General features: G+C 53.2%; 24 protein-coding genes. 22 read left to right on the top strand and 2 right to left on the bottom strand.

The window, feature by feature from the left end; genetic code table 11:
• Nucleotides 1-20 precede the first annotated feature (20 nt).
• Nucleotides 21-605, bottom strand: a complete 585-nt coding sequence (locus tag AC07P6_RS19075) for a Maf family protein (protein WP_478314207.1) — start codon at nucleotides 603-605, stop codon at nucleotides 21-23.
• A 141-nt stretch (nucleotides 606-746) separates the two neighbouring features.
• Between AC07P6_RS19075 and yceD the strand changes: the two genes are divergently transcribed.
• From yceD to ptsG, 14 genes are all read left to right on the top strand, one after another.
• The gene (gene yceD / locus AC07P6_RS19070; protein WP_181482689.1) at nucleotides 747-1,268 is read left to right on the top strand and encodes a 23S rRNA accumulation protein YceD; all 522 of its coding nucleotides are present in this window, start codon (nucleotides 747-749) and stop codon (nucleotides 1,266-1,268) included.
• A 16-nt stretch (nucleotides 1,269-1,284) separates the two neighbouring features.
• On the top strand, nucleotides 1,285-1,458 hold the full coding sequence (gene rpmF / locus AC07P6_RS19065) for a 50S ribosomal protein L32 (RefSeq protein WP_000290724.1): 174 nt from the start codon (nucleotides 1,285-1,287) through the stop codon (nucleotides 1,456-1,458).
• A 202-nt stretch (nucleotides 1,459-1,660) separates the two neighbouring features.
• Entirely contained in the window at nucleotides 1,661-2,758 is a 1,098-nt protein-coding gene (gene plsX, locus AC07P6_RS19060; RefSeq protein WP_182237876.1) for a phosphate acyltransferase PlsX, read from the top strand.
• Between the two features lie 53 nt (nucleotides 2,759-2,811).
• Nucleotides 2,812-3,765, top strand: a complete 954-nt coding sequence (locus AC07P6_RS19055) for a beta-ketoacyl-ACP synthase III (protein ID WP_478314204.1) — start codon at nucleotides 2,812-2,814, stop codon at nucleotides 3,763-3,765.
• Between the two features lie 15 nt (nucleotides 3,766-3,780).
• Nucleotides 3,781-4,710: an ACP S-malonyltransferase gene (gene fabD / locus AC07P6_RS19050; protein WP_478314202.1), complete on the top strand. Its 930-nt coding sequence runs from the start codon at nucleotides 3,781-3,783 to the stop codon at nucleotides 4,708-4,710.
• 12 nt (nucleotides 4,711-4,722) lie between these two features.
• A complete protein-coding gene (fabG, locus tag AC07P6_RS19045) occupies nucleotides 4,723-5,457 on the top strand; it encodes a 3-oxoacyl-ACP reductase FabG (RefSeq protein ID WP_004131399.1) in 735 nt (244 codons plus the stop codon).
• Nucleotides 5,458-5,667: 210 nt separating this feature from the next.
• The gene (acpP, locus tag AC07P6_RS19040; protein WP_000103754.1) at nucleotides 5,668-5,904 is read left to right on the top strand and encodes an acyl carrier protein; all 237 of its coding nucleotides are present in this window, start codon (nucleotides 5,668-5,670) and stop codon (nucleotides 5,902-5,904) included.
• Nucleotides 5,905-5,993: 89 nt separating this feature from the next.
• Entirely contained in the window at nucleotides 5,994-7,235 is a 1,242-nt protein-coding gene (gene fabF, locus AC07P6_RS19035; protein WP_110277122.1) for a beta-ketoacyl-ACP synthase II, read from the top strand.
• Nucleotides 7,236-7,378: 143 nt separating this feature from the next.
• Entirely contained in the window at nucleotides 7,379-8,188 is an 810-nt protein-coding gene (gene pabC / locus AC07P6_RS19030) for an aminodeoxychorismate lyase (protein ID WP_434659222.1), read from the top strand.
• A gap of 2 nt (nucleotides 8,189-8,190) precedes the next feature.
• Nucleotides 8,191-9,213: a cell division protein YceG gene (yceG, locus tag AC07P6_RS19025; protein ID WP_304258136.1), complete on the top strand. Its 1,023-nt coding sequence runs from the start codon at nucleotides 8,191-8,193 to the stop codon at nucleotides 9,211-9,213.
• Complete coding sequence (gene tmk, locus AC07P6_RS19020) at nucleotides 9,203-9,844, top strand: dTMP kinase (protein ID WP_182237884.1); 642 nt, start codon at nucleotides 9,203-9,205, stop codon at nucleotides 9,842-9,844. Before yceG ends, tmk begins: the two co-directional genes overlap by 11 nt.
• Nucleotides 9,841-10,845, top strand: coding sequence for a DNA polymerase III subunit delta' (holB, locus tag AC07P6_RS19015; RefSeq protein WP_478314199.1), 1,005 nt, complete (start codon nucleotides 9,841-9,843; stop codon nucleotides 10,843-10,845). The genes tmk and holB overlap by 4 nt, the downstream gene beginning before the upstream one ends.
• A gap of 10 nt (nucleotides 10,846-10,855) precedes the next feature.
• Nucleotides 10,856-11,650, top strand: coding sequence for a metal-dependent hydrolase (locus tag AC07P6_RS19010; RefSeq protein WP_182237888.1), 795 nt, complete (start codon nucleotides 10,856-10,858; stop codon nucleotides 11,648-11,650).
• A gap of 298 nt (nucleotides 11,651-11,948) precedes the next feature.
• Nucleotides 11,949-13,382: a PTS glucose transporter subunit IIBC gene (ptsG, locus tag AC07P6_RS19005; protein ID WP_181482682.1), complete on the top strand. Its 1,434-nt coding sequence runs from the start codon at nucleotides 11,949-11,951 to the stop codon at nucleotides 13,380-13,382.
• A 227-nt stretch (nucleotides 13,383-13,609) separates the two neighbouring features.
• Here ptsG and fhuE read toward each other — a convergent pair whose 3' ends face one another.
• Nucleotides 13,610-15,793: a ferric-rhodotorulic acid/ferric-coprogen receptor FhuE gene (fhuE, locus tag AC07P6_RS19000; RefSeq protein ID WP_442788170.1), complete on the bottom strand. Its 2,184-nt coding sequence runs from the start codon at nucleotides 15,791-15,793 to the stop codon at nucleotides 13,610-13,612.
• Between the two features lie 353 nt (nucleotides 15,794-16,146).
• On the opposite strand from fhuE, the gene hinT reads away from it, so the two are divergent.
• The 8 genes from hinT to AC07P6_RS18960 all read left to right on the top strand — a co-directional run bounded on the left by hinT (nucleotide 16,147) and on the right by AC07P6_RS18960 (nucleotide 22,360).
• Nucleotides 16,147-16,503: a purine nucleoside phosphoramidase gene (gene hinT, locus AC07P6_RS18995; protein WP_041144975.1), complete on the top strand. Its 357-nt coding sequence runs from the start codon at nucleotides 16,147-16,149 to the stop codon at nucleotides 16,501-16,503.
• Nucleotides 16,504-16,508: 5 nt separating this feature from the next.
• Nucleotides 16,509-16,883: a YcfL family putative periplasmic lipoprotein gene (locus AC07P6_RS18990; RefSeq protein WP_181482679.1), complete on the top strand. Its 375-nt coding sequence runs from the start codon at nucleotides 16,509-16,511 to the stop codon at nucleotides 16,881-16,883.
• Between the two features lie 21 nt (nucleotides 16,884-16,904).
• Nucleotides 16,905-17,531 carry a penicillin-binding protein activator LpoB gene (lpoB, locus tag AC07P6_RS18985; protein ID WP_167492879.1) on the top strand — a complete coding sequence of 209 codons (627 nt, stop codon included), beginning with the start codon at nucleotides 16,905-16,907 and terminating at the stop codon, nucleotides 17,529-17,531.
• A complete protein-coding gene (gene thiK / locus AC07P6_RS18980; RefSeq protein WP_478314195.1) occupies nucleotides 17,512-18,330 on the top strand; it encodes a thiamine kinase in 819 nt (272 codons plus the stop codon). The genes lpoB and thiK overlap by 20 nt, the downstream gene beginning before the upstream one ends.
• A gap of 31 nt (nucleotides 18,331-18,361) precedes the next feature.
• Nucleotides 18,362-19,372, top strand: coding sequence for a beta-N-acetylhexosaminidase (nagZ, locus tag AC07P6_RS18975; protein WP_478314193.1), 1,011 nt, complete (start codon nucleotides 18,362-18,364; stop codon nucleotides 19,370-19,372).
• A gap of 36 nt (nucleotides 19,373-19,408) precedes the next feature.
• A complete protein-coding gene (ycfP, locus tag AC07P6_RS18970; protein ID WP_112216810.1) occupies nucleotides 19,409-19,951 on the top strand; it encodes an alpha/beta hydrolase YcfP in 543 nt (180 codons plus the stop codon).
• Between the two features lie 234 nt (nucleotides 19,952-20,185).
• On the top strand, nucleotides 20,186-21,490 hold the full coding sequence (locus AC07P6_RS18965; RefSeq protein WP_142512420.1) for an NAD(P)/FAD-dependent oxidoreductase: 1,305 nt from the start codon (nucleotides 20,186-20,188) through the stop codon (nucleotides 21,488-21,490).
• 330 nt (nucleotides 21,491-21,820) lie between these two features.
• Nucleotides 21,821-22,360 carry a glycine zipper 2TM domain-containing protein gene (locus AC07P6_RS18960; RefSeq protein WP_112216808.1) on the top strand — a complete coding sequence of 180 codons (540 nt, stop codon included), beginning with the start codon at nucleotides 21,821-21,823 and terminating at the stop codon, nucleotides 22,358-22,360.
• Nucleotides 22,361-22,362 lie beyond the last annotated feature (2 nt).

Raw genomic sequence — 22,362 nt, 5'->3', positions numbered from 1 at the left:
GATCCCATTTTAACACCTGCTTATGTGAGTAAGGGGTTAAATCCTTCCCGGCGGAGCATTTGGCATAAGGCGATTAACGGTAGGCCGACCAGTGCATTTGGGTCGCGGCCTTCAAGACGTTCAAAAAGCGTGATGCCTAATCCTTCGCTTTTGAAACTTCCAGCGCATTGTAGTGGGTTTTCTTTGCGCACATAGCTGTCAATTTCCTGGTCGCTTAAACGGCGGAAATGAACGTCAAAGGGTTCGCATTCGGTCTGTAAATGACCATTAGTTGAATTGTACAGCGCCAGACCGGTGTAGAAGGTCACGATGGTGCCGCTGGCTTTCTTTAACTGGCGATGGGCGTTTTCTTCGTTATGTGGTTTGCCAGTGATTTCGCCGTCCAGGACGCAAACCTGATCAGAACCTATAATAAGGTGGTGTGGAAAGCGTTCGGCGAGGGCTTGCGCCTTTGCTTGTGCCAGACGCATCACCAGCTGGCGTGCCGATTCACCCGGCAGCGGCGTTTCATCAACGTCTGGAGCTGCGCATTCAAAAGGCACTGAAAGCTTCTCCAGCAGCATTCGCCGCCATGGAGAGGTTGACGCCAGGATCAGTTCAGACATATTTTTTCATCCACATGTAGCGCTTCGCAGAGCATCATTTTAAACTATGCGCCGCAATGTGTGCGAATAATTGGCAAAAGGCAACCTGAGGCTGCCTTTTTCTTTGACTCTATGACATTACAAAGTTAATATGCGCGCCCTATGCAAAAGGTAAAATTACCCCTGACTCTCGATCCGGTTCGCACGGCTCAAAAACGCTTAGATTACCAAGGTATCTATACCCGTGATCAAGTTGTGCGTGTCGCCGATTCTGTTGTCAGCGTGGACAGCGATGTGGAATGCAGCATATCGTTCGCTATTGATAATCAGCGCCTTGCCGTGATAAACGGCGATGCAACGGTGTCGGTAACCCTCGAATGCCAGCGTTGCGGGAAACCGTTCCCTTATCATGTCCACACAACGTATTGTTTCAGCCCCGTCAGAAATGACGAACAGGCGGAAGCACTGCCGGAAGCGTATGAGCCGATTGAGGTTAACGAATTCGGTGAAATCGATCTGCAGGCGCTCGTTGAAGATGAAATTATCCTCTTCTTGCCTGTAGTTCCGGTGCATGATTCTGAACACTGTGAAGTGTCCGACGCGGACATGGTCTTTGGCGAACTGCCTGAAGAGGCACAAAAACCAAACCCATTTGCCGTATTAGCCAGCTTAAAGCATAAGTAATTGAGGAGTAAGGTCCATGGCCGTACAACAGAATAAACCAACCCGTTCCAAACGTGGCATGCGTCGTTCCCATGACGCTCTGACCGCAGTCACCAGCCTGTCTGTAGACAAAACTTCTGGTGAGAAACACCTGCGTCACCACATCACTGCCGACGGTTTCTACCGCGGTCGCAAGGTAATCGCTAAGTAATCACGCATTACTCCATGGATTTCGCGTTGCAAGAAGACGCAAGCGAGAGAAGCACCCGGAGCATAGCTCACTATGTGACTGGTGTGAACGAGCGCAGTCAACGCACTTGCAGCGTGAAAGACGAAGAGTAAAAGCGTGATGAAGCTTAGTGAGGATTTCCCCGGGTAACTGGGGAATAACCAAACCGAGCAGCGACGATATCTTGACACATCTAACCCTGGCGTTAGATGTCATGGGGGGAGATTTCGGACCCTCCGTGACGGTGCCTGCAGCATTGCAGGCACTGAACTCTAATTCACAACTCACACTTCTTTTAGTCGGCGATCCCGACACTATCACGCCATTACTAGCCAAAGCTGATTTTGAACAACGTTCACGTCTGCAGGTGATTCCTGCGCAGTCAGTTATTGCCAGTGATGCGCGACCCGCACAAGCGATCCGCGCCAGTCGCGGTAGCTCAATGCGCGTGGCGCTGGAGTTAGTGAAAGAAGGGCGGGCGCAGGCCTGCGTTAGCGCGGGCAATACCGGGGCGCTGATGGGGCTGGCGAAACTGTTGCTCAAACCCATCGAAGGGATTGAGCGTCCTGCGCTGGTAACGATGTTGCCGCATCAGCAGAAGGGCAAAACGGTGGTGCTGGATTTAGGCGCTAACGTAGATTGCGATAGTACGATGCTGGTGCAGTTTGCGGTGATGGGGGCAGTTTTAGCCGAAGAGGTTATCGGTATTCAAAATCCCCGAGTTGCATTACTGAACATTGGCGAAGAAGAGATGAAAGGTCTCAGCAGTATTCGCGATGCGGCGGCGGTTTTGAAAACCTTGCCAACCCTCAACTATATTGGCTATCTGGAAGCCAACGAATTGTTGACGGGTAAGACGGATGTTTTGGTTTGTGATGGATTCACGGGCAACGTCACATTAAAAACGATGGAAGGTGTTGTCAGAATGTTCCTTTCACTGTTGAAATCACAGGGAGAGGGGAAAAAAAGGTCGTGGTGGCTGCTTTTATTAAAGCGTTGGTTACAAAAAAGCCTGTCGAGGCGATTCAGTCACCTCAACCCCGACCAGTATAATGGCGCCTGTCTGTTAGGATTGCGCGGTTCCGTGATTAAAAGTCACGGTGCTGCCAATCAGCGCGCCTTTAGCGTAGCGATAGAGCAGGCAGTGCAGGCGGTGCAGCGGCAAATCCCTCAGCGGATTGCCGCTCGCCTGGAATCTTTATACCCTACAGGTTTCGAACTGCCTGAGGGCGGCAGAAGCGGGAGTTCCGGTTCTCAGACTGGGATAACTGGTAACGACTGACGCCCGGTAGTTTGAGTAAGCCAGGTATATTACCCAAGAGTGACTGAGCGTACATGTATACGAAGATTGTTGGTACCGGCAGTTATCTGCCTGAGCACGTGCGTACGAACGCTGAATTAGAAAACATGGTAGATACGTCTGACGAGTGGATTGTCACTCGTACAGGTATCCGTGAGCGTCGTATTGCCGCACCGAATGAAACAGTTGCTACGATGGGCTATGCAGCCGCTAAGAATGCACTGGACATGGCGGGCGTTAAGCCGGAACAAATTGGTCTGATTATTGTTGCGACCACCTCCGGTACCCATGCATTTCCAAGTTCTGCTTGCCAGGTTCAATCGATGCTGGGCATTAAAGGTTGTCCGGCGTTTGACGTTGCTGCTGCATGTGCGGGTTTCACCTACGCGCTGAGCGTCGCCGATCAATACGTTAAAAACGGTGCGGTTGATTACGCGCTGGTCATTGGTGCGGATGTGCTGGCGCGAACCTGCGATCCGACCGATCGTGGAACCATCATCATCTTTGGCGATGGCGCTGGTGCGGTTGTGCTGGGCGCTTCTGAAGAACCGGGTATTATCTCTACGCATCTGCATGCGGATGGTAGCTACGGTGAACTGCTGACGCTGCCGAACGCCGATCGCGTTGATCCTGACAACTCAATTTATCTGACGATGGCGGGCAACGAAGTCTTTAAAGTTGCCGTGACCGAACTGGCGCATATTGTTGATGAGACCCTGGCGGCGAATAACCTCGAGCGTTCTGCGCTGGATTGGCTGGTGCCGCATCAGGCCAACTTGCGTATTATCAGCGCCACGGCGAAAAAGCTGGGGATGTCGATGGATAACGTGGTGGTTACTCTCGACAGACATGGTAATACTTCAGCAGCCTCTGTTCCTTGCGCGCTGGATGAGGCCGTTCGCGATGGCCGCATACAGCGTGGTCAGCTCATTCTGCTGGAAGCCTTTGGTGGTGGTTTCACCTGGGGTTCCGCGCTGGTTCGTTTTTAGTATAAGGATTTAAACATGACGCAATTTGCTTTTGTGTTCCCGGGACAGGGCTCTCAGACCGTCGGGATGCTGTCCGATATGGCAGCCGCTTACCCGGTAGTCGAAGAGACATTCCGTGAAGCCTCTGCGGCGTTGGGTTACGATCTGTGGGCGCTTGTACAGCAAGGCCCTGCGGAAGAACTGAACAAAACCTGGCAGACACAACCGGCGCTGCTGACAGCATCTGTCGCGTTGTATCGCGTCTGGCAGCAGCAGGACGGTCAAGCGCCGGCGCTGTTGGCGGGTCATAGCCTGGGTGAGTATTCTGCACTGGTCTGTGCGGGCGTTATCGATTTTGCCGATGCGGTGCGTCTGGTTGAGATGCGTGGCAAATTCATGCAGGAAGCCGTACCAGAAGGTACCGGCGCAATGTCAGCTATCATTGGTCTTGACGATGCATCAATTGCGAAAGCCTGTGAAGAGTCTGCTGAAGGCCAGGTGGTTTCTCCGGTAAACTTTAATTCACCGGGACAGGTTGTTATTGCCGGTAACAAAGAAGCCGTAGAGCGCGCTGGCGCAGCGTGTAAAGCTGCGGGCGCCAAACGTGCGTTGCCGCTGCCGGTCAGCGTGCCGTCCCACTGTGCATTGATGAAGCCTGCTGCTGAAAAATTGGCCGTTGAATTACAAAAAATCACCTTTAACGCGCCGACTGTTCGGGTTGTGAACAATGTTGACGTGAAGTGTGAAACTACACCTGATGCTATCCGTGATGCATTGATCCGCCAGCTGTATAGCCCGGTTCAGTGGACCAAAACCGTTGAGTTTATGGCGTCACAGGGCGTTGAGCATCTGTATGAAGTGGGGCCGGGTAAAGTCCTCACCGGCCTGACTAAACGTATTGTTGACACCCTGACCGCCTCCGCGCTTAACGAGCCGGCGGCCATGTCTGCGGCGCTTGAGCAATAAAAGAGGAAAACCATGAGTTTTGAAGGAAAAATCGCGCTGGTTACCGGTGCAAGTCGCGGGATTGGCCGCGCAATTGCTGAAACGCTCGTTGCCCGTGGCGCGAAAGTTATCGGTACTGCAACCAGCGAAAGCGGTGCGCAGGCGATCAGCGATTATTTAGGTGCCAATGGCAAAGGTCTGCTGTTGAATGTGACCGATCCGGCATCTATCGAATCTGTTCTGGGAAATATTCGCGCAGAATTTGGTGAAGTTGATATCCTGGTGAACAATGCCGGGATTACTCGTGATAACCTGTTAATGCGCATGAAAGATGATGAGTGGAACGATATTATCGAAACCAACCTGTCATCTGTTTTCCGTCTGTCAAAAGCGGTAATGCGCGCTATGATGAAAAAGCGTCATGGACGTATTATCACTATCGGTTCTGTGGTTGGTACCATGGGAAATGCAGGTCAGGCCAACTACGCTGCGGCGAAAGCGGGTCTGATTGGCTTCAGTAAATCACTGGCTCGCGAAGTTGCGTCACGCGGTATTACTGTAAACGTTGTTGCTCCGGGCTTTATTGAAACGGACATGACACGTGCGCTGACCGATGAGCAGCGTGCGGGTACTCTGGCAGCAGTTCCTGCGGGGCGCCTCGGCTCTCCAAATGAAATCGCCAGTGCGGTTGCATTTTTAGCTTCTGACGAAGCGAGTTACATCACCGGTGAAACTTTGCACGTCAACGGCGGGATGTATATGGTCTGACCGAGATTTGTGCAAAACGCTCAGGAACCGCGCAGTCCGTGCGATTCACAGTAATGTTTTGTGCAAAATGATTTGCGTTATGAGGGCAAAAAGCCGCAAAATAGCGTAAAATCGTGGTAAGACCTGCCGGGATTTAGTTGCAAATTTTTCAACATTTTATACACTACGAAAACCATCGCGAAAGCGAGTTTTGATAGGAAATTTAAGAGTATGAGCACTATCGAAGAACGCGTTAAGAAAATTATCGGCGAACAGCTGGGCGTTAAGCAGGAAGAAGTTACCAACAATGCTTCCTTCGTTGAAGACCTGGGCGCTGATTCTCTTGACACCGTTGAGCTGGTAATGGCTCTGGAAGAAGAGTTTGATACTGAGATTCCGGACGAAGAAGCTGAGAAAATCACTACTGTTCAGGCTGCCATTGATTACATCAACGGTCACCAGGCGTAAGTGAACATCTCCAGGCGGTCATTCGACCGCCTGAGTTTTATCTACATTTTGTCCCACAAGAATCTATTTTCCCTCCCTGGAGGACAACCGTGTCTAAGCGTCGTGTAGTTGTGACCGGACTGGGCATGTTGTCTCCTGTCGGCAATACCGTAGAGTCTACCTGGAAAGCTCTCCTTGCCGGTCAGAGTGGCATCAGCCTGATCGACCATTTCGATACTAGCGCCTATGCAACGAAATTTGCTGGCTTAGTAAAGGATTTTAACTGTGATGATTTCATCTCGCGCAAAGAACAGCGCAAGATGGACGCATTCATTCAATATGGAATTGTCGCTGGCATTCAGGCCATGCAGGATTCTGGCCTTGAAGTGACGGAAGAGAATGCTACCCGCATCGGTGCCGCTATTGGTTCCGGTATTGGCGGCCTCGGTTTGATCGAAGAAAACCACAGTTCGCTGGTAAAAGGCGGACCGCGTAAGATCAGCCCATTCTTTGTTCCTTCCACAATTGTTAATATGGTGGCCGGACATTTGACCATCATGTTTGGTCTGCGTGGACCGAGTATTTCCATCGCGACCGCTTGCACTTCGGGCGTACACAACATTGGTCAAGCCGCGCGCATTATCGCCTACGGCGATGCTGACGCAATGGTTGCCGGTGGTGCAGAAAAAGCCAGTACCCCACTGGGCGTTGGTGGGTTTGGTGCAGCACGTGCGCTCTCCACTCGTAATGACAGTCCTCAGGCGGCAAGCCGTCCGTGGGACAAAGAGCGTGATGGTTTTGTGCTAGGTGATGGCGCGGGAATGGTCGTGCTGGAAGAGTACGAACATGCCAAAAAACGCGGTGCGAAAATCTACGCTGAAATCGTCGGCTTTGGTATGAGCAGCGATGCCTACCATATGACTTCGCCGCCGGAAGATGGCGCTGGAGCGGCACTGGCGATGGTTAACGCTATCCGTGATGCGGGTATCGATGCAGGCCAGATTGGCTACGTCAACGCGCACGGTACCTCAACGCCTGCTGGCGATAAAGCGGAAGCGCAGGCCGTTAAGTCTGTCTTCGGTGATGCAGCGGGCCGCGTAATGGTCAGCTCGACTAAATCAATGACCGGCCACTTGCTCGGTGCCGCGGGTGCAGTAGAGTCTATCTACTCTATCCTGGCGCTGCGCGATCAAGCTGTTCCGCCAACTATCAATCTGGATAACCCGGATGATGGTTGCGACCTCGACTTCGTCCCGCACGAAGCACGCCAGGTTAGCGGTATGGAGTATACCTTGTGTAACTCCTTCGGCTTCGGTGGTACAAATGGTTCGCTGATCTTTAAAAAGGTCTGATGCGCGCCTGGCGCAACATTAGTTATGCCGTTAATGCCCATCAAAAATTGGCCCGCTTGTCGGGCCTTTTTTATTCGGCTTTCTCCGCTTGTACCCTATCTTTCCTCCTGCGACACTGACCGACCAGCGATAAGGAGTCCTTTATGTTTTTGATAAATGGCACTGAAAGTGAAACGCTTGCGGTCAACGATCGCGGCGTGCAGTTCGGTGATGGTTGTTTTACGACAGCTCGAATAATTGGGGGCCGTGTACAATTTCTGCCTGCTCATCTGGCGCGCCTGCAAACCACCTGTGAAAGACTCTTTATTACCTTTAGCGACTGGAAAGTATTAGCCGAGGAGATGCAGCGTCTGGCGCAGCCGTGCCAGGAGGGGGTTCTGAAGGTGATGATCACTCGTGGCGCCGGCGGCCGTGGATACAGCACTGTGGGCTGCACAAACCCTACCCGAATTCTTAGCGTGTCGCCATATCCTGCCCATTATGCCCGCTGGCGAGAAGAAGGGGTTTCTGTGTCGCTAAGTCCCATGCCGCTGGGACGTAATCCTTCTCTTGCCGGACTAAAACACCTTAACCGCCTGGAGCAGGTACTGATCCGCTCTCATCTTGAGCAGACGGACGCTGATGAAGCACTGGTTCTTGACAGTGAAGGGTGGCTTACGGAATGCTGTGCCGCGAACGTATTCTGGCGTAAAGGATTTGATGTTTTTACCCCGCGCCTCGATCAGGCGGGAGTAAACGGTATTATGCGCCAGCACATTCTCGCAACGCTGGCACCATCGCCGTTTCGCGTTGTCGAAGTAACTACGCGCCCCGATGCGCTACGCGAAGCCGACGAAGTGCTTATCTGTAACGCATTAATGCCGCTGGTGCCGGTTCGCCGTTGGGACGACACATGTTGGTCCGCGCGCGAGCTTTACCATTTTTTAGCCCCATTGTGTGAGCTGTCTGATTAGTCATGAAGAAAATGTTACGTTTCATCCTGTTGCTGGTAGTGGTGCTGGGCATTGCTGCGGGCGTCGGCATGTGGAAAGTTCGCCAATTGGCGGATAGCAAGTTACTCATTAAAGAAGAGACCATCTTTACTCTTGAAACGGGCACCGGGCGCATCGCGTTGGGCCAACAGCTTTACGGCGATAAAGTCATTAACCGGCCACGGGTGTTCCAGTGGTTGCTACGTATTGAACCTGAGCTCTCCCACTTTAAAGCTGGGACATATCGTTTCACGCCTGACATGACGGTACGTGAGATGCTGCAACTGTTGGCCAGTGGGAAAGAAGCCCAGTTTCCGCTGCGCTTTGTCGAAGGTATGCGGGTAAGCGACTATCTGCGACAGCTTCGCGATGCGCCTTATGTGAAACATACGCTGGCGGATGACAGCTATGAAACCGTCGCGAAGGCCCTTGATCTGGAGCATGCGGACTGGGTGGAGGGTTGGTTCTGGCCGGATACCTGGATGTATACCGCCAATACCAGCGATGTGGCGATCCTTAAGCGAGCGCATCAGAAAATGGTTGCTGCTGTTGAGAAAGCCTGGGAAGGGCGGATGGATAATCTGCCGTATAAAGATCAGAACCAATTGCTGACAATGGCCTCCATTATTGAAAAAGAGACGGCGGTGTCTGAAGAGCGCGATCGCGTGGCATCGGTCTTTATTAATCGCTTGCGTATTGGCATGCGTCTGCAAACCGATCCGACCGTGATTTATGGGATGGGTGAGAGTTATAATGGCAAGTTAACGCGTAAAGACCTGGAAACCCCAACGGCTTACAATACTTATGTCATTAACGGCATGCCGCCAGGGCCTATCGCCGCACCGGGAGAGGCTTCTCTGAATGCCGCTGCCCATCCGGCAAAAACGCCGTATCTCTATTTTGTCGCCGACGGAAAAGGGGGTCATACGTTCAATACCAATCTGACCAGCCACAACCGTTCGGTGCAGGATTATCTGAAAGTACTTAAGGAAAAAAATGCGCAGTAACTATATCGTCATCGAGGGCCTGGAAGGCGCAGGGAAGACCACCGCACGTAATCTGGTGGTAGAGACGCTAAAACAGCTGGGCGTTAGCGATATGGTGTTCACCCGCGAGCCGGGCGGCACCATTCTGGCCGAGAAGCTGCGCAGCCTGGTTCTGGATATTCAGTCAACCGGTGATGAAGTTATCAATGACAAAGCTGAAGTGCTGATGTTTTATGCGGCTCGCGTGCAGTTGGTTGAAACAGTGATTAAACCGGCGCTGGCTCGCGGTCAGTGGGTGATCGGCGATCGTCATGATCTCTCTACTCAGGCCTATCAGGGCGGTGGTCGTGGTATCGATCAAACCATGCTGGCAACCCTGCGTGATGCGGTGCTGGGCGATTTTCGTCCCAACTTGACCCTTTATCTTGATGTGACGCCTGCGGTGGGACTTAAGCGCGCTCGCGCTCGTGGCGATCTTGATCGTATCGAACAGGAATCCCTGGATTTCTTCAACCGTACCCGCGCACGCTACCTTGAGCTGGCCGCACTTGACCCCAGCATTCGCACCGTGGACGCCACGCAGCCGCTGGAAGCTGTGGAACGTGATATTCGTGCGGTAGTGAGCCAATGGGTGGCGGAGCTGCGCGCATGAAATGGTATCCGTGGTTACGCCCGTCTTTCGAACAGCTAGTTTCCAGCTACCAGGCAGGACGGGGTCACCATGCGCTACTGGTCCAGGCATTGCCGGGCATGGGGAGCGATGCGTTGATTTATGCGCTGTGCCGCTTCCTGATGTGCCGACAACCTGAAGGGCATAAAAGCTGTGGCCATTGCCGCAGCTGTCAGTTGATGCAGGCGGGCACTCATCCTGATTATTATGCGTTGTCTCCAGAAAAGGGGAAGAGTTCGCTCGGTATTGATGCCGTGCGCGACGTCAACGAAAAGCTCTACGAACACGCCCGGCTGGGCGGCGCGAAGGTGATATGGATCGGTGATGCCGCCATGCTAACTGACGCGGCGGCCAACGCGTTGCTGAAAACGCTGGAGGAACCGCCGGAGAATACATGGTTCTTCCTCGCTTGCCAGGAACCCGCGCGTTTGCTGGCGACGTTGCGCAGTCGATGCCGTTTACATCACCTCACACCGCCTCCGGAATCGTACGCGCTGGCGTGGTTAGAGCGTGAAGTGACAATGTCACAAGATGCATTGCTTGCTGCTCTGCGTCTTAGTGCGAATGCGCCAGCGGCAGCTCTGGAGCTGCTCCAGGATGCGCACTGGACTGCGCGCCAACAGCTTTGTCAGGCGCTGGCAAACGTTTTAACTCAGGGTGACTGGCTGACGCTGCTACCCATTTTAAATCACGAACAGGCCGCAGTTCGCCTGCATTGGCTGGCATCGCTGCTGGTTGATGCGCAAAAAAGACAGCAGGGGATTACGCTTGTCAGTAACCCGGACGTCTGGACGCTGGTGAATCAACTGGCCCAGACGCTCCCTGCCGCACGTTTACAAGCGATAGCGCGCGACGTGAGCTTCTGCCGCGAGCAGCTATTAAACGTTGTTGGTGTTAACCGCGAACTACTGCTAACCGAGCGCCTTCTGCGCTGGGAACATTACCTGCAACCCGGGACGGTACTTCCCGTATCCCATCTCTGAGAGAGACATCATGTTTTTAGTCGACTCCCATTGCCACCTTGATGGCCTGGATTATCAAACGCTGCATAAAAATGTGGACGATGTGCTGGCAAAAGCCGCCGCGCGCGATGTGAAGTTTTGCCTTGCGGTTGCCACGACGCTACCAGGATATCGCAGTATGCGCGAGCTGGTGGGACAGAGTGGCAGCGTTGCTTTCTCCTGTGGCGTGCATCCGTTAAATCAGGATGAAGAGTACGACGTCGAGGAGCTGCGCAAACTTGCGGCGGAAGAGGGGGTAGTGGCGATGGGTGAAACCGGGCTGGATTATTTCTACACGCCAGAAACCAAAACACGTCAACAGACGTCGTTCCGCGATCATATTCGTATCGGGCGGGAACTTAACAAGCCGGTTATTGTGCATACTCGTGATGCCCGCGCCGATACGCTGGCAATTTTACGCGAAGAAAAAGTGACGGATTGCGGTGGCGTACTACACTGTTTCACTGAAGATAGGGAGACTGCGGGTAAGCTGCTGGACATGGGGTTCTATATCTCGTTTTCCGGTATTGTAACGTTCCGTAATGCAGAACAGCTGCGCGATGCCGCGCGTTATGTGCCTCTCGACCGCCTGCTGGTGGAGACCGATTCGCCGTATCTGGCGCCGGTACCGCACCGTGGTAAAGAGAACCAACCGGCGATGGTTCGTGACGTTGCTGAGTACATGGCGGTTCTGAAAGGTGTCTCGCTGGATACGCTGGCGCAACGGACCACGGAAAACTTTGCAACGCTTTTTCATATTGACCCCGCCCGGCTACAACCTGCCTGATCTTCCTTATTATTTTAAGGCTCGTAATTAATACTCAAAGCGAGTAAAGTTCACCGCCACAAATGGGGCGGTGAAGCTTTTTTGGCAACATTCAGACACGTGTTATGTAAAACAGTGTAAGTTTTTACCTGAAGGCTGATTGAAACGTGATAGCCGTCAAACAATCATTCCGCTAATTATTTTACTCTGTGTAATAAATAAAGGGCGCTTAGACGTCCTGTCCACGGCGCGGTTCTCCCCCCGGGCCAATGCGTGAAAACGTAAAAAAAGCACCAAATACTCAGGAGCACTCTCAATTATGTTTAAGAATGCATTTGCTAACCTGCAGAAGGTCGGTAAATCGCTGATGCTACCGGTATCCGTACTGCCTATCGCAGGTATCCTGCTGGGCGTCGGTTCCGCAAACTTCAGCTGGCTGCCAGAAGTCGTTTCACATGTTATGGCAGAAGCGGGCGGTTCGGTCTTCGCCAATATGCCGCTGATTTTCGCTATCGGTGTTGCGTTAGGCTTCACCAATAACGATGGCGTATCTGCGCTGGCATCGGTTGTCGCTTACGGCATCATGGTGAAAACCATGGCGGTGGTAGCGCCTCTGGTTCTGCATTTACCTGCTGAAGAGATTGCGGCTAAACACCTTGCAGATACCGGCGTACTGGGCGGTATTATTGCGGGCGCAATCGCGGCGTACATGTTTAATCGCTTCTACCGTATTAAGCTGCCTGAGTATCTGGGCTTCTTCGCCGGTAAACGTTTCGTGCCGATCATTTCTGGTCTGACCGCGATCTTTATGGGCATCGTGCTCTCCTTCATTTGGCCGCCGATCGGTACTGCTATCCAGACGTTCTCTCAGTGGGCTGCTTATCAGAACCCGGTTGTCGCGTTTGGTATCTACGGCTTCATCGAGCGCTGCCTGGTGCCGTTTGGTCTGCACCATATCTGGAACGTTCCTTTCCAGATGCAAATTGGTGAATACACCAATGCGGCAGGTCAGGTGTTCCACGGTGACATCCCTCGTTACATGGCTGGCGACCCGACTGCGGGCAAACTGTCCGGTGGCTTCCTGTTCAAAATGTACGGTCTGCCAGCTGCTGCCATCGCTATCTGGCACTCTGCTAAACCCGAAAACCGCGCGAAAGTGGGCGGTATCATGATCTCCGCAGCGTTGACCTCGTTCCTGACCGGTATCACCGAGCCGATCGAGTTCTCCTTCATGTTCGTTGCACCGATCCTGTACATCATCCACGCGATTCTGGCAGGCCTGGCATTCCCAATCTGTATCCTGCTGGGTATGCGTGACGGTACTTCGTTCTCTCACGGTCTGATCGACTTTATCGTTCTGTCCGGTAACAGCAGCAAACTGTGGCTGTTCCCGATAGTCGGTATTTGCTACGCGATTGTTTACTACGTGGTATTCCGCGTGTTGATCAAAGCGCTGGACCTGAAAACGCCGGGTCGTGAAGATTCAACTGAAGACAGCAAAGTTGGCGCGACCAGCGAAATGGCTCCGGCCCTGATTGCAGCCTTCGGCGGTAAAGAAAACATTACTAACCTCGACGCATGTATCACCCGTCTGCGCGTTAGCGTGGCGGATGTAGCGAAAGTTGATCAGGCTGGCCTGAAAAAACTGGGCGCTGCTGGCGTGGTTGTTGCAGGTTCAGGTGTTCAGGCAATCTTCGGTACCAAATCCGATAACCTGAAAACTGAAATGGATGAGTACATCCGTAGCAACTAAGTTGTGATGTGGGGAGACTAAGGCAGCCAAATGGCTGCCTTTTTTAATGGGTCTATACCCGTCATACTTCAAGTTGCTTATGTGTTGGCTACGCTCATTCCCCCCAGTCACATAGTTATCTATGCTCCTGGGAACTCACTCCCTTGCCGCCTTTAAGCAACTCGAATTATTTAGGGTATATAACATAAAAAAGGGAGCCGATTGGCTCCCGAAACATTGACCGCGAATCAGAACTGATAGCTGGCGGTAATGCTGAAGTTGCGCGGTTCGCCGTACACAATCGAGCCGTCGATGTTGGTATCGTAGGTTTTGTCGAACAGGTTATTGACGTTGCCCTGTAAGGCAAAGTTTTTGCTGACCTGGTAACGGGTAAACAAATCCACCAGCGCGTAGCTGCCTTGTTCCGCACGGAAAGTACCGTAAGGGGTAGCGGTATCTTTATAAACACGGTTTTGCCAGTTAACGCCGCCGCCGACGGTCAGATCAGGCATCACCGGCAGGCGATAGCTGGTGAACAGCTTGACGCTGGTACGCGGCAAGTTAGGGTTCACCGCGTTGCCTTCATTATCCTCGGCAACAAAGCGAGTCGCGCCGAAGGTCATCTGCCAGTTATCGGTAAGCGCGCCGTTGATTTCGAACTCCACCCCTTTGCTTACGGTACCATTGACGGTTTTATAGGCCGCCTCGCCGTTGCTGCCAGGGATTTGCCCGCCGGTTGCCTGGCCGAGGTTATCCTGTTCGATGCGGAATATGGAGAGGGTGGTGGTCAGGCGGCTGTCCATCCAGTCGGACTTCAGGCCGACTTCATAGTTATTACCGGTAACCGGGGTTAGATATTTACCGGAACTATCACGCTTATTCTGCGGCTGGAAAACGGAGGTGTAGCTGGTGTAGGCCGACCAGTTATCATTGATGTCGTAAACCAGACCGGCGTACGGCGTAGTATGGTTTTTCTCCATATTGTAGGTCAGCGTCTCGATACTCCAGTTGTTATAGCGGACGCCAAGGATCAGGTGCAGCGGATCAAGCAGGGAGATACGAGTCGCCGCATATACCGATTTCATTCGCGTGGTATCGTCCTGCGCCAGGCTCTGCGGTCCCCAGTTGGTTTCCGGGAAGCTGGCACTATTAAAGTCATAGAAATTACCGATCTCATCCGGAAATACGTTTGCCCAGGAGCTGAAGTAGCGGTTATTTTGCTTGCTGTAGCTGCCGCCAATCATCAGGTTGTGCTGGCGACCAAACAGGTCGTAGCCGCCATCTGCAAACAAATCCACGGCGTCGACTTTACGCTTGCCGCTGTTCCAGCCGGTCCCGCCAACGTAGGTAAAGCTCGGACCGTAATTGCCATAAGGCCCCACCAGCATCCCGGTCTCTTTATTGACGTACGCATCGACGTACATCATTTTGCTGTCGAACTTGACCTCGGAGTGGGTCGCGTTCATCGTCGCCTGCCAGGTATCGGCAAAGCGCTGTTTCAGCGTGACGAAAACTTTGTTGATCTCTTTGTCGTTATAAGCCCAATCAGGGGCGGTGCTATGAGAACGGTCGTAGTGGTTTTTGCTGCCATCGGTATTCCAGCGCGGCAGACCACCCCATGTTGGGCTATTCACGTCGATACGCTGATATTCGTAGCCAGCGGATAAGCTGGTTGAGGTCCCGAGGTCAGCATCAAGAATGCCGGAGAAGAAGGTTTTTTCGCTATTATAACGATCGAGCCACGAGTCGTTATTTTGATAGCCCGCGATAATACGCGCACGCACGTTGCCGTCTTCGGTCAGCGGGCTTTGCATATCAGCAACATAGCGCTGCTTGTTCCAGCTACCGTACTCCGCAGAGACATTGCCTTTAAACTCGCGGCTGGTGGCGTGTTTACGAATCATGTTGATTGACGCGGCCGGGTTGCCCGTACCTGTCAGCAGGCCATTGGCGCCACGCACGACTTCCACTCGCTCGAAGAGCGCCATATCGGTAAGGGCGTCACCCAGATTCCAGCGGGATTCAAACCAGGTCGGAATACCATCGACCATGTAGTTGTCAATTTGAAAGCCGCGAGAGTAGTAGCTGGTGCGATCGGAGTCTGCCTGGCTGCTGCTGATCCCGGTCGTGTGATCCATCACGTCGCCAAGGGTTTGCAACTGCTGATCCTGCATCCGTTGCTCGGTGATAATGCTAACCGATTGTGGGATATCGCGCTGGGCCATTTCCATCTTGGTCCCGGCAGAGGTGGTTTTGACGCTGTAATCCTGCTCTTGAGCACTGGAAGCGGTATCTGTGGAACCTTCTACAATGAGAGTTTCTTCGGACTTACTGGCGGCCTGGCCGAGGTCAGGAAAGAGCGCCAGCGCTATGCCCATGGCAAGCAGAGATGGCGCAATATGCCCATCCCGGGTGTTGGTGGAGAGAGACATCATAAACCCTTGATCATATGATAATTATTATTCGCCGAGGCTCTGTGACCGCGGTCGATCGAAAGCGCGTTGCATTCAATGTGAATACAAATGAGAAATATACGCATTAATATTTAATATGTAAACAGAGGTAAAATATGTGTGGTGAATGGTTTTGGGTGGGCTAGTGAAAATGGCGAACATGCGAAATGATTAATCAGTCAGCAGCTAAGTCCTTTGTCGCGTAAGAAAAAACGCTTTCAGGTTGAAAGAGTGGGAGTAACTCGCTCATACTCTTAAGCGAATCCTGTGCATCCGCGTTTATCTGCAGGGGCAGGCCAGAGCACGGTATAAAAATTAATAAGGAATCAGTCATGGCAGAAGAAACGATTTTCAGCAAAATCATTCGCCGGGAGATCCCGTCGGATATTGTTTATCAGGACGAGCTGGTCACCGCTTTTCGCGATATCTCCCCGCAGGCGCCGACCCATATTCTGATCATTCCTAATATCCTGATTCCAACCGTCAACGATGTGACTACGGAGCATGAACTGGCTCTTGGCCGGATGATGACCGTTGCGGCGAAAATTGCCCGCGACGAGGGGCTTGCAGACGATGGCTACCGTCTGATCGTCAACTGCAATCGCCACGGGGGTCAGGAGGTCTACCATATCCACATGCATCTGCTGGGCGGGCGTCCATTAGGTCCAATGCTGGCCCACAAAGGTTAACACCCATGCGCGCAGCCCATTTCGGCGCACTTCTGGCCGCGACGCTCCTGGCTGGATGCAGTTCGCATCCGGAAATACCGGTCAGCGATCAGCAAAGTCTGGTGATGGAATCTAACGTACTGGCGGCGGGGATTAGCGCTGAAGTACCGACGGTGACCGCCTCAGAGATACAAGCGACGGCGACCACAAGATTATTTAATGAGCGCCAGGTACCGGTGACCGTGCATTATCGCTTTTTCTGGTATGACGCCAGAGGGCTGGAGATGCATCCACTTGAGCCGGCGCGCAGCATAACGGTTCCCGCGCACTCCTCGGTCACGCTTTACGGCAGCGCCAATATTCTGGGGGCGCACAAGGCCCGACTTTATCTTTATCTGTAAGAGGTCATCGTAATGATTAAAATGTGTCGCTATGCACTTGTTACCGCACTGGCGATATTCCTTGCCGGGTGCGTAGGGCCAGGTCAGCAGCCCGCTCCCGTTGAGGAAGCACAGCCAAAACCGCAGCAGCCTGTTCAGCCGCAGCCGACTGTGCCAAGTATTCCTGTGATACCTACGCAGCCAGGCCCAATTGAACATGGCGAGGAGCCAGCGCAACCGGCCCCGCGCGTGCGCCATTATGACTGGAGCAGCGCAGTGCAGCCGATGGTTGGACAAATGCTGCAAGCGGGCGGCGTGACAGCAGGTAGCATTCTGCTGATTGATAGCGTAAACAACCGCACCAACGGCACGTTGAACGCCGCTGAGGCGACAACAGCGCTACATAACGCGCTGGCGGGTAACGGTAAATTTACCCTGGTGTCGCAGCAGCAACTCGGCGTTGCCAAACAGCAGCTTGGCCTGTCGCCACAGGATAGCCTCGGCAGCCGCAGTAAGGCGATGGGTATTGCCCGTACCGTGGGCGCACAGTATGTGCTCTATTCCAACGCGACCGGCAACGTCAACTCGCCTGAGCTGAAAATGCAACTGATGCTGGTGCAAACTGGCGAAATTATCTGGTCAGGTAAAGGTGCGGTTCAGCAACAATAAGCTTACGCGCGACGAAGTGCTGTCGCGCTTTTTTCCTGGTTTTTCACCTGTCGCCGCGCTGACTGAAAACGGTCTGAGCGGCGGCAGTTGTGTCATCAGCGATGGTCGCCAAAGATTGGTTCTGCGCCAGCCGCATGATGTGCAGGCGCCAATCTGTCATTTTCGTCGCCAGTACCATGCGCTCTCCCGTCTCCCTGCTACGCTTGCTCCGGCTCCGCTTTTTTATTCTCCTGCCTGGATGGTGGTGGAATATTTCATCGGTGACGTGGCAAACGCACTGCCGGAGTGTCCGGCGCTTGCGGGGTTACTGTATCATCTGCACCGGCAACCATGCTTTGGCTGGCGTATTACGCTGAGCCCATTGCTTGAGCTTTACTGGCAGCAGTGCGATTCCGCCCGGCGCACGCCGTTATGGTTACGCTGGCATAAGCAACTGTTGCTACGCGGCGAACCTCGGCCGTTGCGTCTCGCGCCATTACATATGGATGTTCACGCGGGCAATATTGTCCATAGCGAGGGTGGGCTGCGGCTTATTGATTGGGAATATGCCGGAGATGGTGATATCGCGCTGGAGCTGGCTGCGGTATGGATTGAGCCCGTGGCGCACCGCCAGCTAGCGTCAGAGTACGCGAGGCTGGCGCATATTGATGAGCTTCAACTATGGCGACAAATACAGCGCTGGCGTCCATGGGTACGTCTGCTGATGGCAGGCTGGTATGAGCGACGCTGGCAACAAACCGGCGATCGACAGTTTATTGCGCTGGCGAATGAGATATGGCGTCAGCTAGAGAAAGAATAAAAAGATAAGAGAGGTATGTGTGGGCCCGGTAATGTTGGATGTCGAAGGTTTTGAACTGGATGCGGAAGAGCGTGAGATTCTGGCGCATCCCTTAGTTGGCGGGCTAATCCTGTTTACCCGCAACTACCACGATCCAGCGCAGTTACGCGAGCTGGTTCGCCAGATCCGCGAGGCTTCTCGCAACCATCTGGTGGTGGCGGTTGACCAGGAAGGCGGTCGCGTGCAGCGTTTCCGCGAGGGTTTTACCCGCCTACCGGCGGCGCAATCCTTTGCCGCGCTGCTCGGCATGGAGGAGGGCGGTAAGCTGGCAGAAGAGGCCGGTTGGCTGATGGCCAGCGAAATGATCGCCATGGATATCGATATTAGCTTTGCGCCGGTGCTGGACGTTGGGCATATCAGCGCCGCCATCGGCGAACGTTCTTATCATGAAGACCCCGACAAAGCGCTGGCGATAGCCCGTCATTTTATTGACGGAATGCACGGTGCGGGAATGAAAACTACCGGTAAGCACTTCCCCGGTCACGGTGCGGTGACCGCAGATTCACACAAAGAGACGCCGCGTGACCCGCGCGCGCGCGCGGAGATTCGCGCTAAAGATATGGCGGTGTTTCGCACGCTTATCACTGAGCAGCGGCTGGATGCCATTATGCCTGCTCACGTTATTTACAGCGACGTTGACCCGCGTCCGGCCAGCGGTTCAGCGCACTGGCTGAAGACGGTTCTGCGCGGTGAACTGGGCTTTGACGGGGTTATTTTCTCTGACGATCTGTCGATGGAAGGGGCGGCGATTATGGGCAGCTATGCCGAGCGTGGGCAGGCATCGCTGGATGCGGGTTGCGATATGATCCTGGTCTGCAATAATCGTAAAGGTGCGGTCAGCGTGCTGGATAACCTGTCGCCGATCAAAACAGAGTGTGTTACGAAATTGTATCATAAAGGTTCTTTTAGTCGTCAGGAGTTAAGGGATTCCGCCCGCTGGAAAACGATAAGCGCGCAGCTCGAACAGCTTCACGAGCGCTGGCAAGAGGCGAAATCCGCGTAATAAACCTGAAAGGCGTTGTTGTCTGGTGAGGATGCGATGATTATCTATTTACATGGTTTTGACTCAAACAGCCCCGGTAACCATGAGAAGGTGCTTCAGCTTCAGTTTATCGACCCTGATGTCCGGTTGATTAGCTACAGCACGCGGCATCCCAAACATGATATGCAGCACTTGTTGAAAGAGGTCGACAAGATGCTACAGCTGAGCGCTGACGATCGCCCGCTGATTTGCGGCGTGGGCCTTGGCGGTTTCTGGGCGGAGCGGATTGGCTTTCTTTGCGATATCCGCCAGGCCATTCTGAACCCGAATTTGTTCCCCAATGAAAATATGGAAGGCAAGATTGACCGGCCTGAAGAGTATGCGGATATCGCCACTAAGTGCGTGAATAACTTCCGTGAAAAAAATCGCGATCGTTGCCTGGTAGTGCTCTCGCGTCAGGACGAAGCGCTGAATAGCCAGCGTTCGGCGGATTTGCTGCATCATTACTACGAGATCATCTGGGATGAAGAGCAGACCCACAAGTTTAAAAATATCTCTCCTCATCTTCAGCGAATAAAAGCCTTTAAAACCCTCGGCTGATCCTCCTCCAGCCCGCAGTGTGAAAACACCGCGGGCTTTTTTTATCCAGTTATGCGACTGTGCGCTCAAAAAATATGCGGTAAAACTTGATGCATATCAATTTTGGTATGACCAATGCACCGTTCATGTTATTCTCGATCTCGTTGGATGGTTTCATTGCTGTAACCTGCTGTTAATTAAAGGCTATTGTTATAACTTTTAATTAACAATTGGTTAATAATTTTAGGGGGTTGTGTGACTACACCAATGAAAAAAATAGTGATTGTAGGTGGTGGGGCCGGTGGGCTGGAGCTGGCGACTCAGTTGGGTAAAAAGCTAGGTCGTAATAAAAAAGCCAAAATAACGCTGGTCGATCGCAATCATAGTCACCTGTGGAAACCGCTGCTGCATGAAGTGGCAACCGGTTCACTTGATGAAGGTGTAGATGCGCTGAGCTACCTGGCTCATGCCCGCAACCACGGATTCCAGTTCCAACTGGGCTCGGTGATGGATATCAACCGCGAAGCGAAAACCATCACCCTGGCTGAGGTGCATAATGAAAAAGGCGAACTGCTGGTTGCCGAGCGCAAGCTACCTTACGACACGCTGGTCATGGCGTTGGGAAGCACTTCTAACGACTTCAACACCCCAGGCGTAAAAGAGAACTGTATTTTCCTCGACAACCCGCATCAGGCGCGCCGTTTCCACCAGGAAATGCTGGATCTGTTCTTGAAGTATTCTGCGAATCTCGGCGCGAACGGCAAAGTGAATATCGCCATCGTCGGCGGCGGCGCGACCGGCGTGGAGCTTTCTGCTGAACTGCACAATGCGGTAAAACAGCTGCACAGCTACGGTTACAAAGGACTGACTAACGAAGCGCTGAACGTGACGCTGGTGGAAGCCGGGGAGCGCATTCTGCCTGCACTGCCGCCGCGCATTTCTGGCGCTGCGCACAGCGAGCTGACCAAGCTTGGCGTTCGCGTGTTGACTAAAACCATGGTCACCAGCGCCGATGCTAACGGTCTGCACACCAAAGACGGTGAATTTATTGACGCTGACCTGATGGTCTGGGCGGCAGGGATTAAAGCACCGGACTTTATGAAAGAGATTGGTGGTCTGGAAACTAACCGCATCAACCAACTGGTGGTTGAGCCGACGCTGCAGACCACGCGCGATCAGGACATCTACGCAATCGGCGACTGCGCTTCCTGCGCCCGTCCGGAAGGTGGTTTTGTGCCGCCGCGCGCCCAGGCAGCACACCAGATGGCGAGCTGCGCCCTGCACAATATTCTGGCGCAAATGAAAGGCAAACCGCTGAAATCTTATACCTATAAAGATCACGGTTCGCTGGTATCGCTCTCTAACTATTCCACCGTCGGAAGCCTGATGGGCAACCTGATGCGCGGTTCTATGATGATCGAAGGGCGCATCGCGCGTTTCGTGTACATCTCTCTGTACCGTATGCACCAGATTGCGCTGCACGGCTACTTTAAAACCGGCCTGATGATGCTGGTTGGCCGTATCAACCGTATTATTCGTCCGCGTCTGAAGCTGCATTAATGACCGACGGGCGGCAGAACCTGATGGTTTTGCCGCCCGATTTATACCCGTCATACTTCAAGTTGCTTGTGCGTTGGCTACGCTCGTTCGCCCGAATCACTTACTTGAGTAAGCTCATCGGGACTTTCTCACTTGCCGCCTTCCTGCAACTCGAATTATTTAGGGTATATTTATAGCTCAATTCCAGAATATCCTTCTGCCTTATCCGCTAAATCTTCTCGGATTCCTCTGAATCCTGCTATTTTCCTGTATTTTTAATCCGCTTCTTATTTGCAAGCCCTGTGTCCCGATCGCAGAATTACAGGCAATAGCAATGAAGGAGGATCTCCCGTGAATAAATCGATGTTGGCGGGTATAGGAATTGGCGTGGCCGCCGCGCTGGGCGTTGCAGCCGTTGCCGGTCTTAACGTGTTAGATCGTGGCCCACAATATGCGCAGGTGGTGTCCAGTACGCCGATAAAAGAGAGCGTTAAAACGCCACGCCAGGAGTGCCGAAACGTCACCGTGACCCATCGTCGCCCGGTGCAGGATGAAAACCGTATCGCGGGTTCCGTATTAGGTGCAGTCGCCGGTGGCGTTATTGGCCATCAGTTTGGCGGCGGACGCGGTCGTGATGTTGCTACCGTGGTCGGTGCGCTGGGCGGCGGCTACGCCGGTAACCAGATACAGGGATCGATGCAGGAAGGGGATACCTACACCACTACCCAGCAGCGCTGTAAAACGGTGTACGACAAATCGGAAAAAATGCTCGGTTATGACGTCACTTATAAAATCGGCGACCAGCAGGGTAAAATCCGCATGGATCGCGACCCCGGAACGCAAATTCCGCTGGACGGTAATGGCCAGCTGATTCTGACTAATAAAGCGTAAAA

The organism is Klebsiella sp. GFKo11 (assembly GCF_056490265.1).
This window is presented reverse-complemented; position numbering and strand designations above follow the sequence as displayed.

What these genes read in the sequence shown, in the direction of transcription:
- nagZ (WP_478314193.1), top strand. Translation starts at nt 18,362, where the DNA reads ATGTTGGATGTCGAAGGTTTTGAACTGGATGCGGAAGAGCGTGAGATT.
- ptsG (WP_181482682.1), top strand. Translation starts at nt 11,949, where the DNA reads ATGTTTAAGAATGCATTTGCTAACCTGCAGAAGGTCGGTAAATCGCTG.
- hinT (WP_041144975.1), top strand. Translation starts at nt 16,147, where the DNA reads ATGGCAGAAGAAACGATTTTCAGCAAAATCATTCGCCGGGAGATCCCG.
- holB (WP_478314199.1), top strand. Translation starts at nt 9,841, where the DNA reads ATGAAATGGTATCCGTGGTTACGCCCGTCTTTCGAACAGCTAGTTTCC.
- ycfP (WP_112216810.1), top strand. Translation starts at nt 19,409, where the DNA reads ATGATTATCTATTTACATGGTTTTGACTCAAACAGCCCCGGTAACCAT.
- fabD (WP_478314202.1), top strand. Translation starts at nt 3,781, where the DNA reads ATGACGCAATTTGCTTTTGTGTTCCCGGGACAGGGCTCTCAGACCGTC.
- tmk (WP_182237884.1), top strand. Translation starts at nt 9,203, where the DNA reads ATGCGCAGTAACTATATCGTCATCGAGGGCCTGGAAGGCGCAGGGAAG.
- AC07P6_RS19075 (WP_478314207.1), bottom strand. Translation starts at nt 605, where the DNA reads ATGTCTGAACTGATCCTGGCGTCAACCTCTCCATGGCGGCGAATGCTG.
- acpP (WP_000103754.1), top strand. Translation starts at nt 5,668, where the DNA reads ATGAGCACTATCGAAGAACGCGTTAAGAAAATTATCGGCGAACAGCTG.
- fabG (WP_004131399.1), top strand. Translation starts at nt 4,723, where the DNA reads ATGAGTTTTGAAGGAAAAATCGCGCTGGTTACCGGTGCAAGTCGCGGG.
- AC07P6_RS18990 (WP_181482679.1), top strand. Translation starts at nt 16,509, where the DNA reads ATGCGCGCAGCCCATTTCGGCGCACTTCTGGCCGCGACGCTCCTGGCT.
- AC07P6_RS19055 (WP_478314204.1), top strand. Translation starts at nt 2,812, where the DNA reads ATGTATACGAAGATTGTTGGTACCGGCAGTTATCTGCCTGAGCACGTG.
- yceG (WP_304258136.1), top strand. Translation starts at nt 8,191, where the DNA reads ATGAAGAAAATGTTACGTTTCATCCTGTTGCTGGTAGTGGTGCTGGGC.
- fhuE (WP_442788170.1), bottom strand. Translation starts at nt 15,793, where the DNA reads ATGTCTCTCTCCACCAACACCCGGGATGGGCATATTGCGCCATCTCTG.
- AC07P6_RS19010 (WP_182237888.1), top strand. Translation starts at nt 10,856, where the DNA reads ATGTTTTTAGTCGACTCCCATTGCCACCTTGATGGCCTGGATTATCAA.
- rpmF (WP_000290724.1), top strand. Translation starts at nt 1,285, where the DNA reads ATGGCCGTACAACAGAATAAACCAACCCGTTCCAAACGTGGCATGCGT.
- lpoB (WP_167492879.1), top strand. Translation starts at nt 16,905, where the DNA reads ATGTGTCGCTATGCACTTGTTACCGCACTGGCGATATTCCTTGCCGGG.
- pabC (WP_434659222.1), top strand. Translation starts at nt 7,379, where the DNA reads ATGTTTTTGATAAATGGCACTGAAAGTGAAACGCTTGCGGTCAACGAT.
- yceD (WP_181482689.1), top strand. Translation starts at nt 747, where the DNA reads ATGCAAAAGGTAAAATTACCCCTGACTCTCGATCCGGTTCGCACGGCT.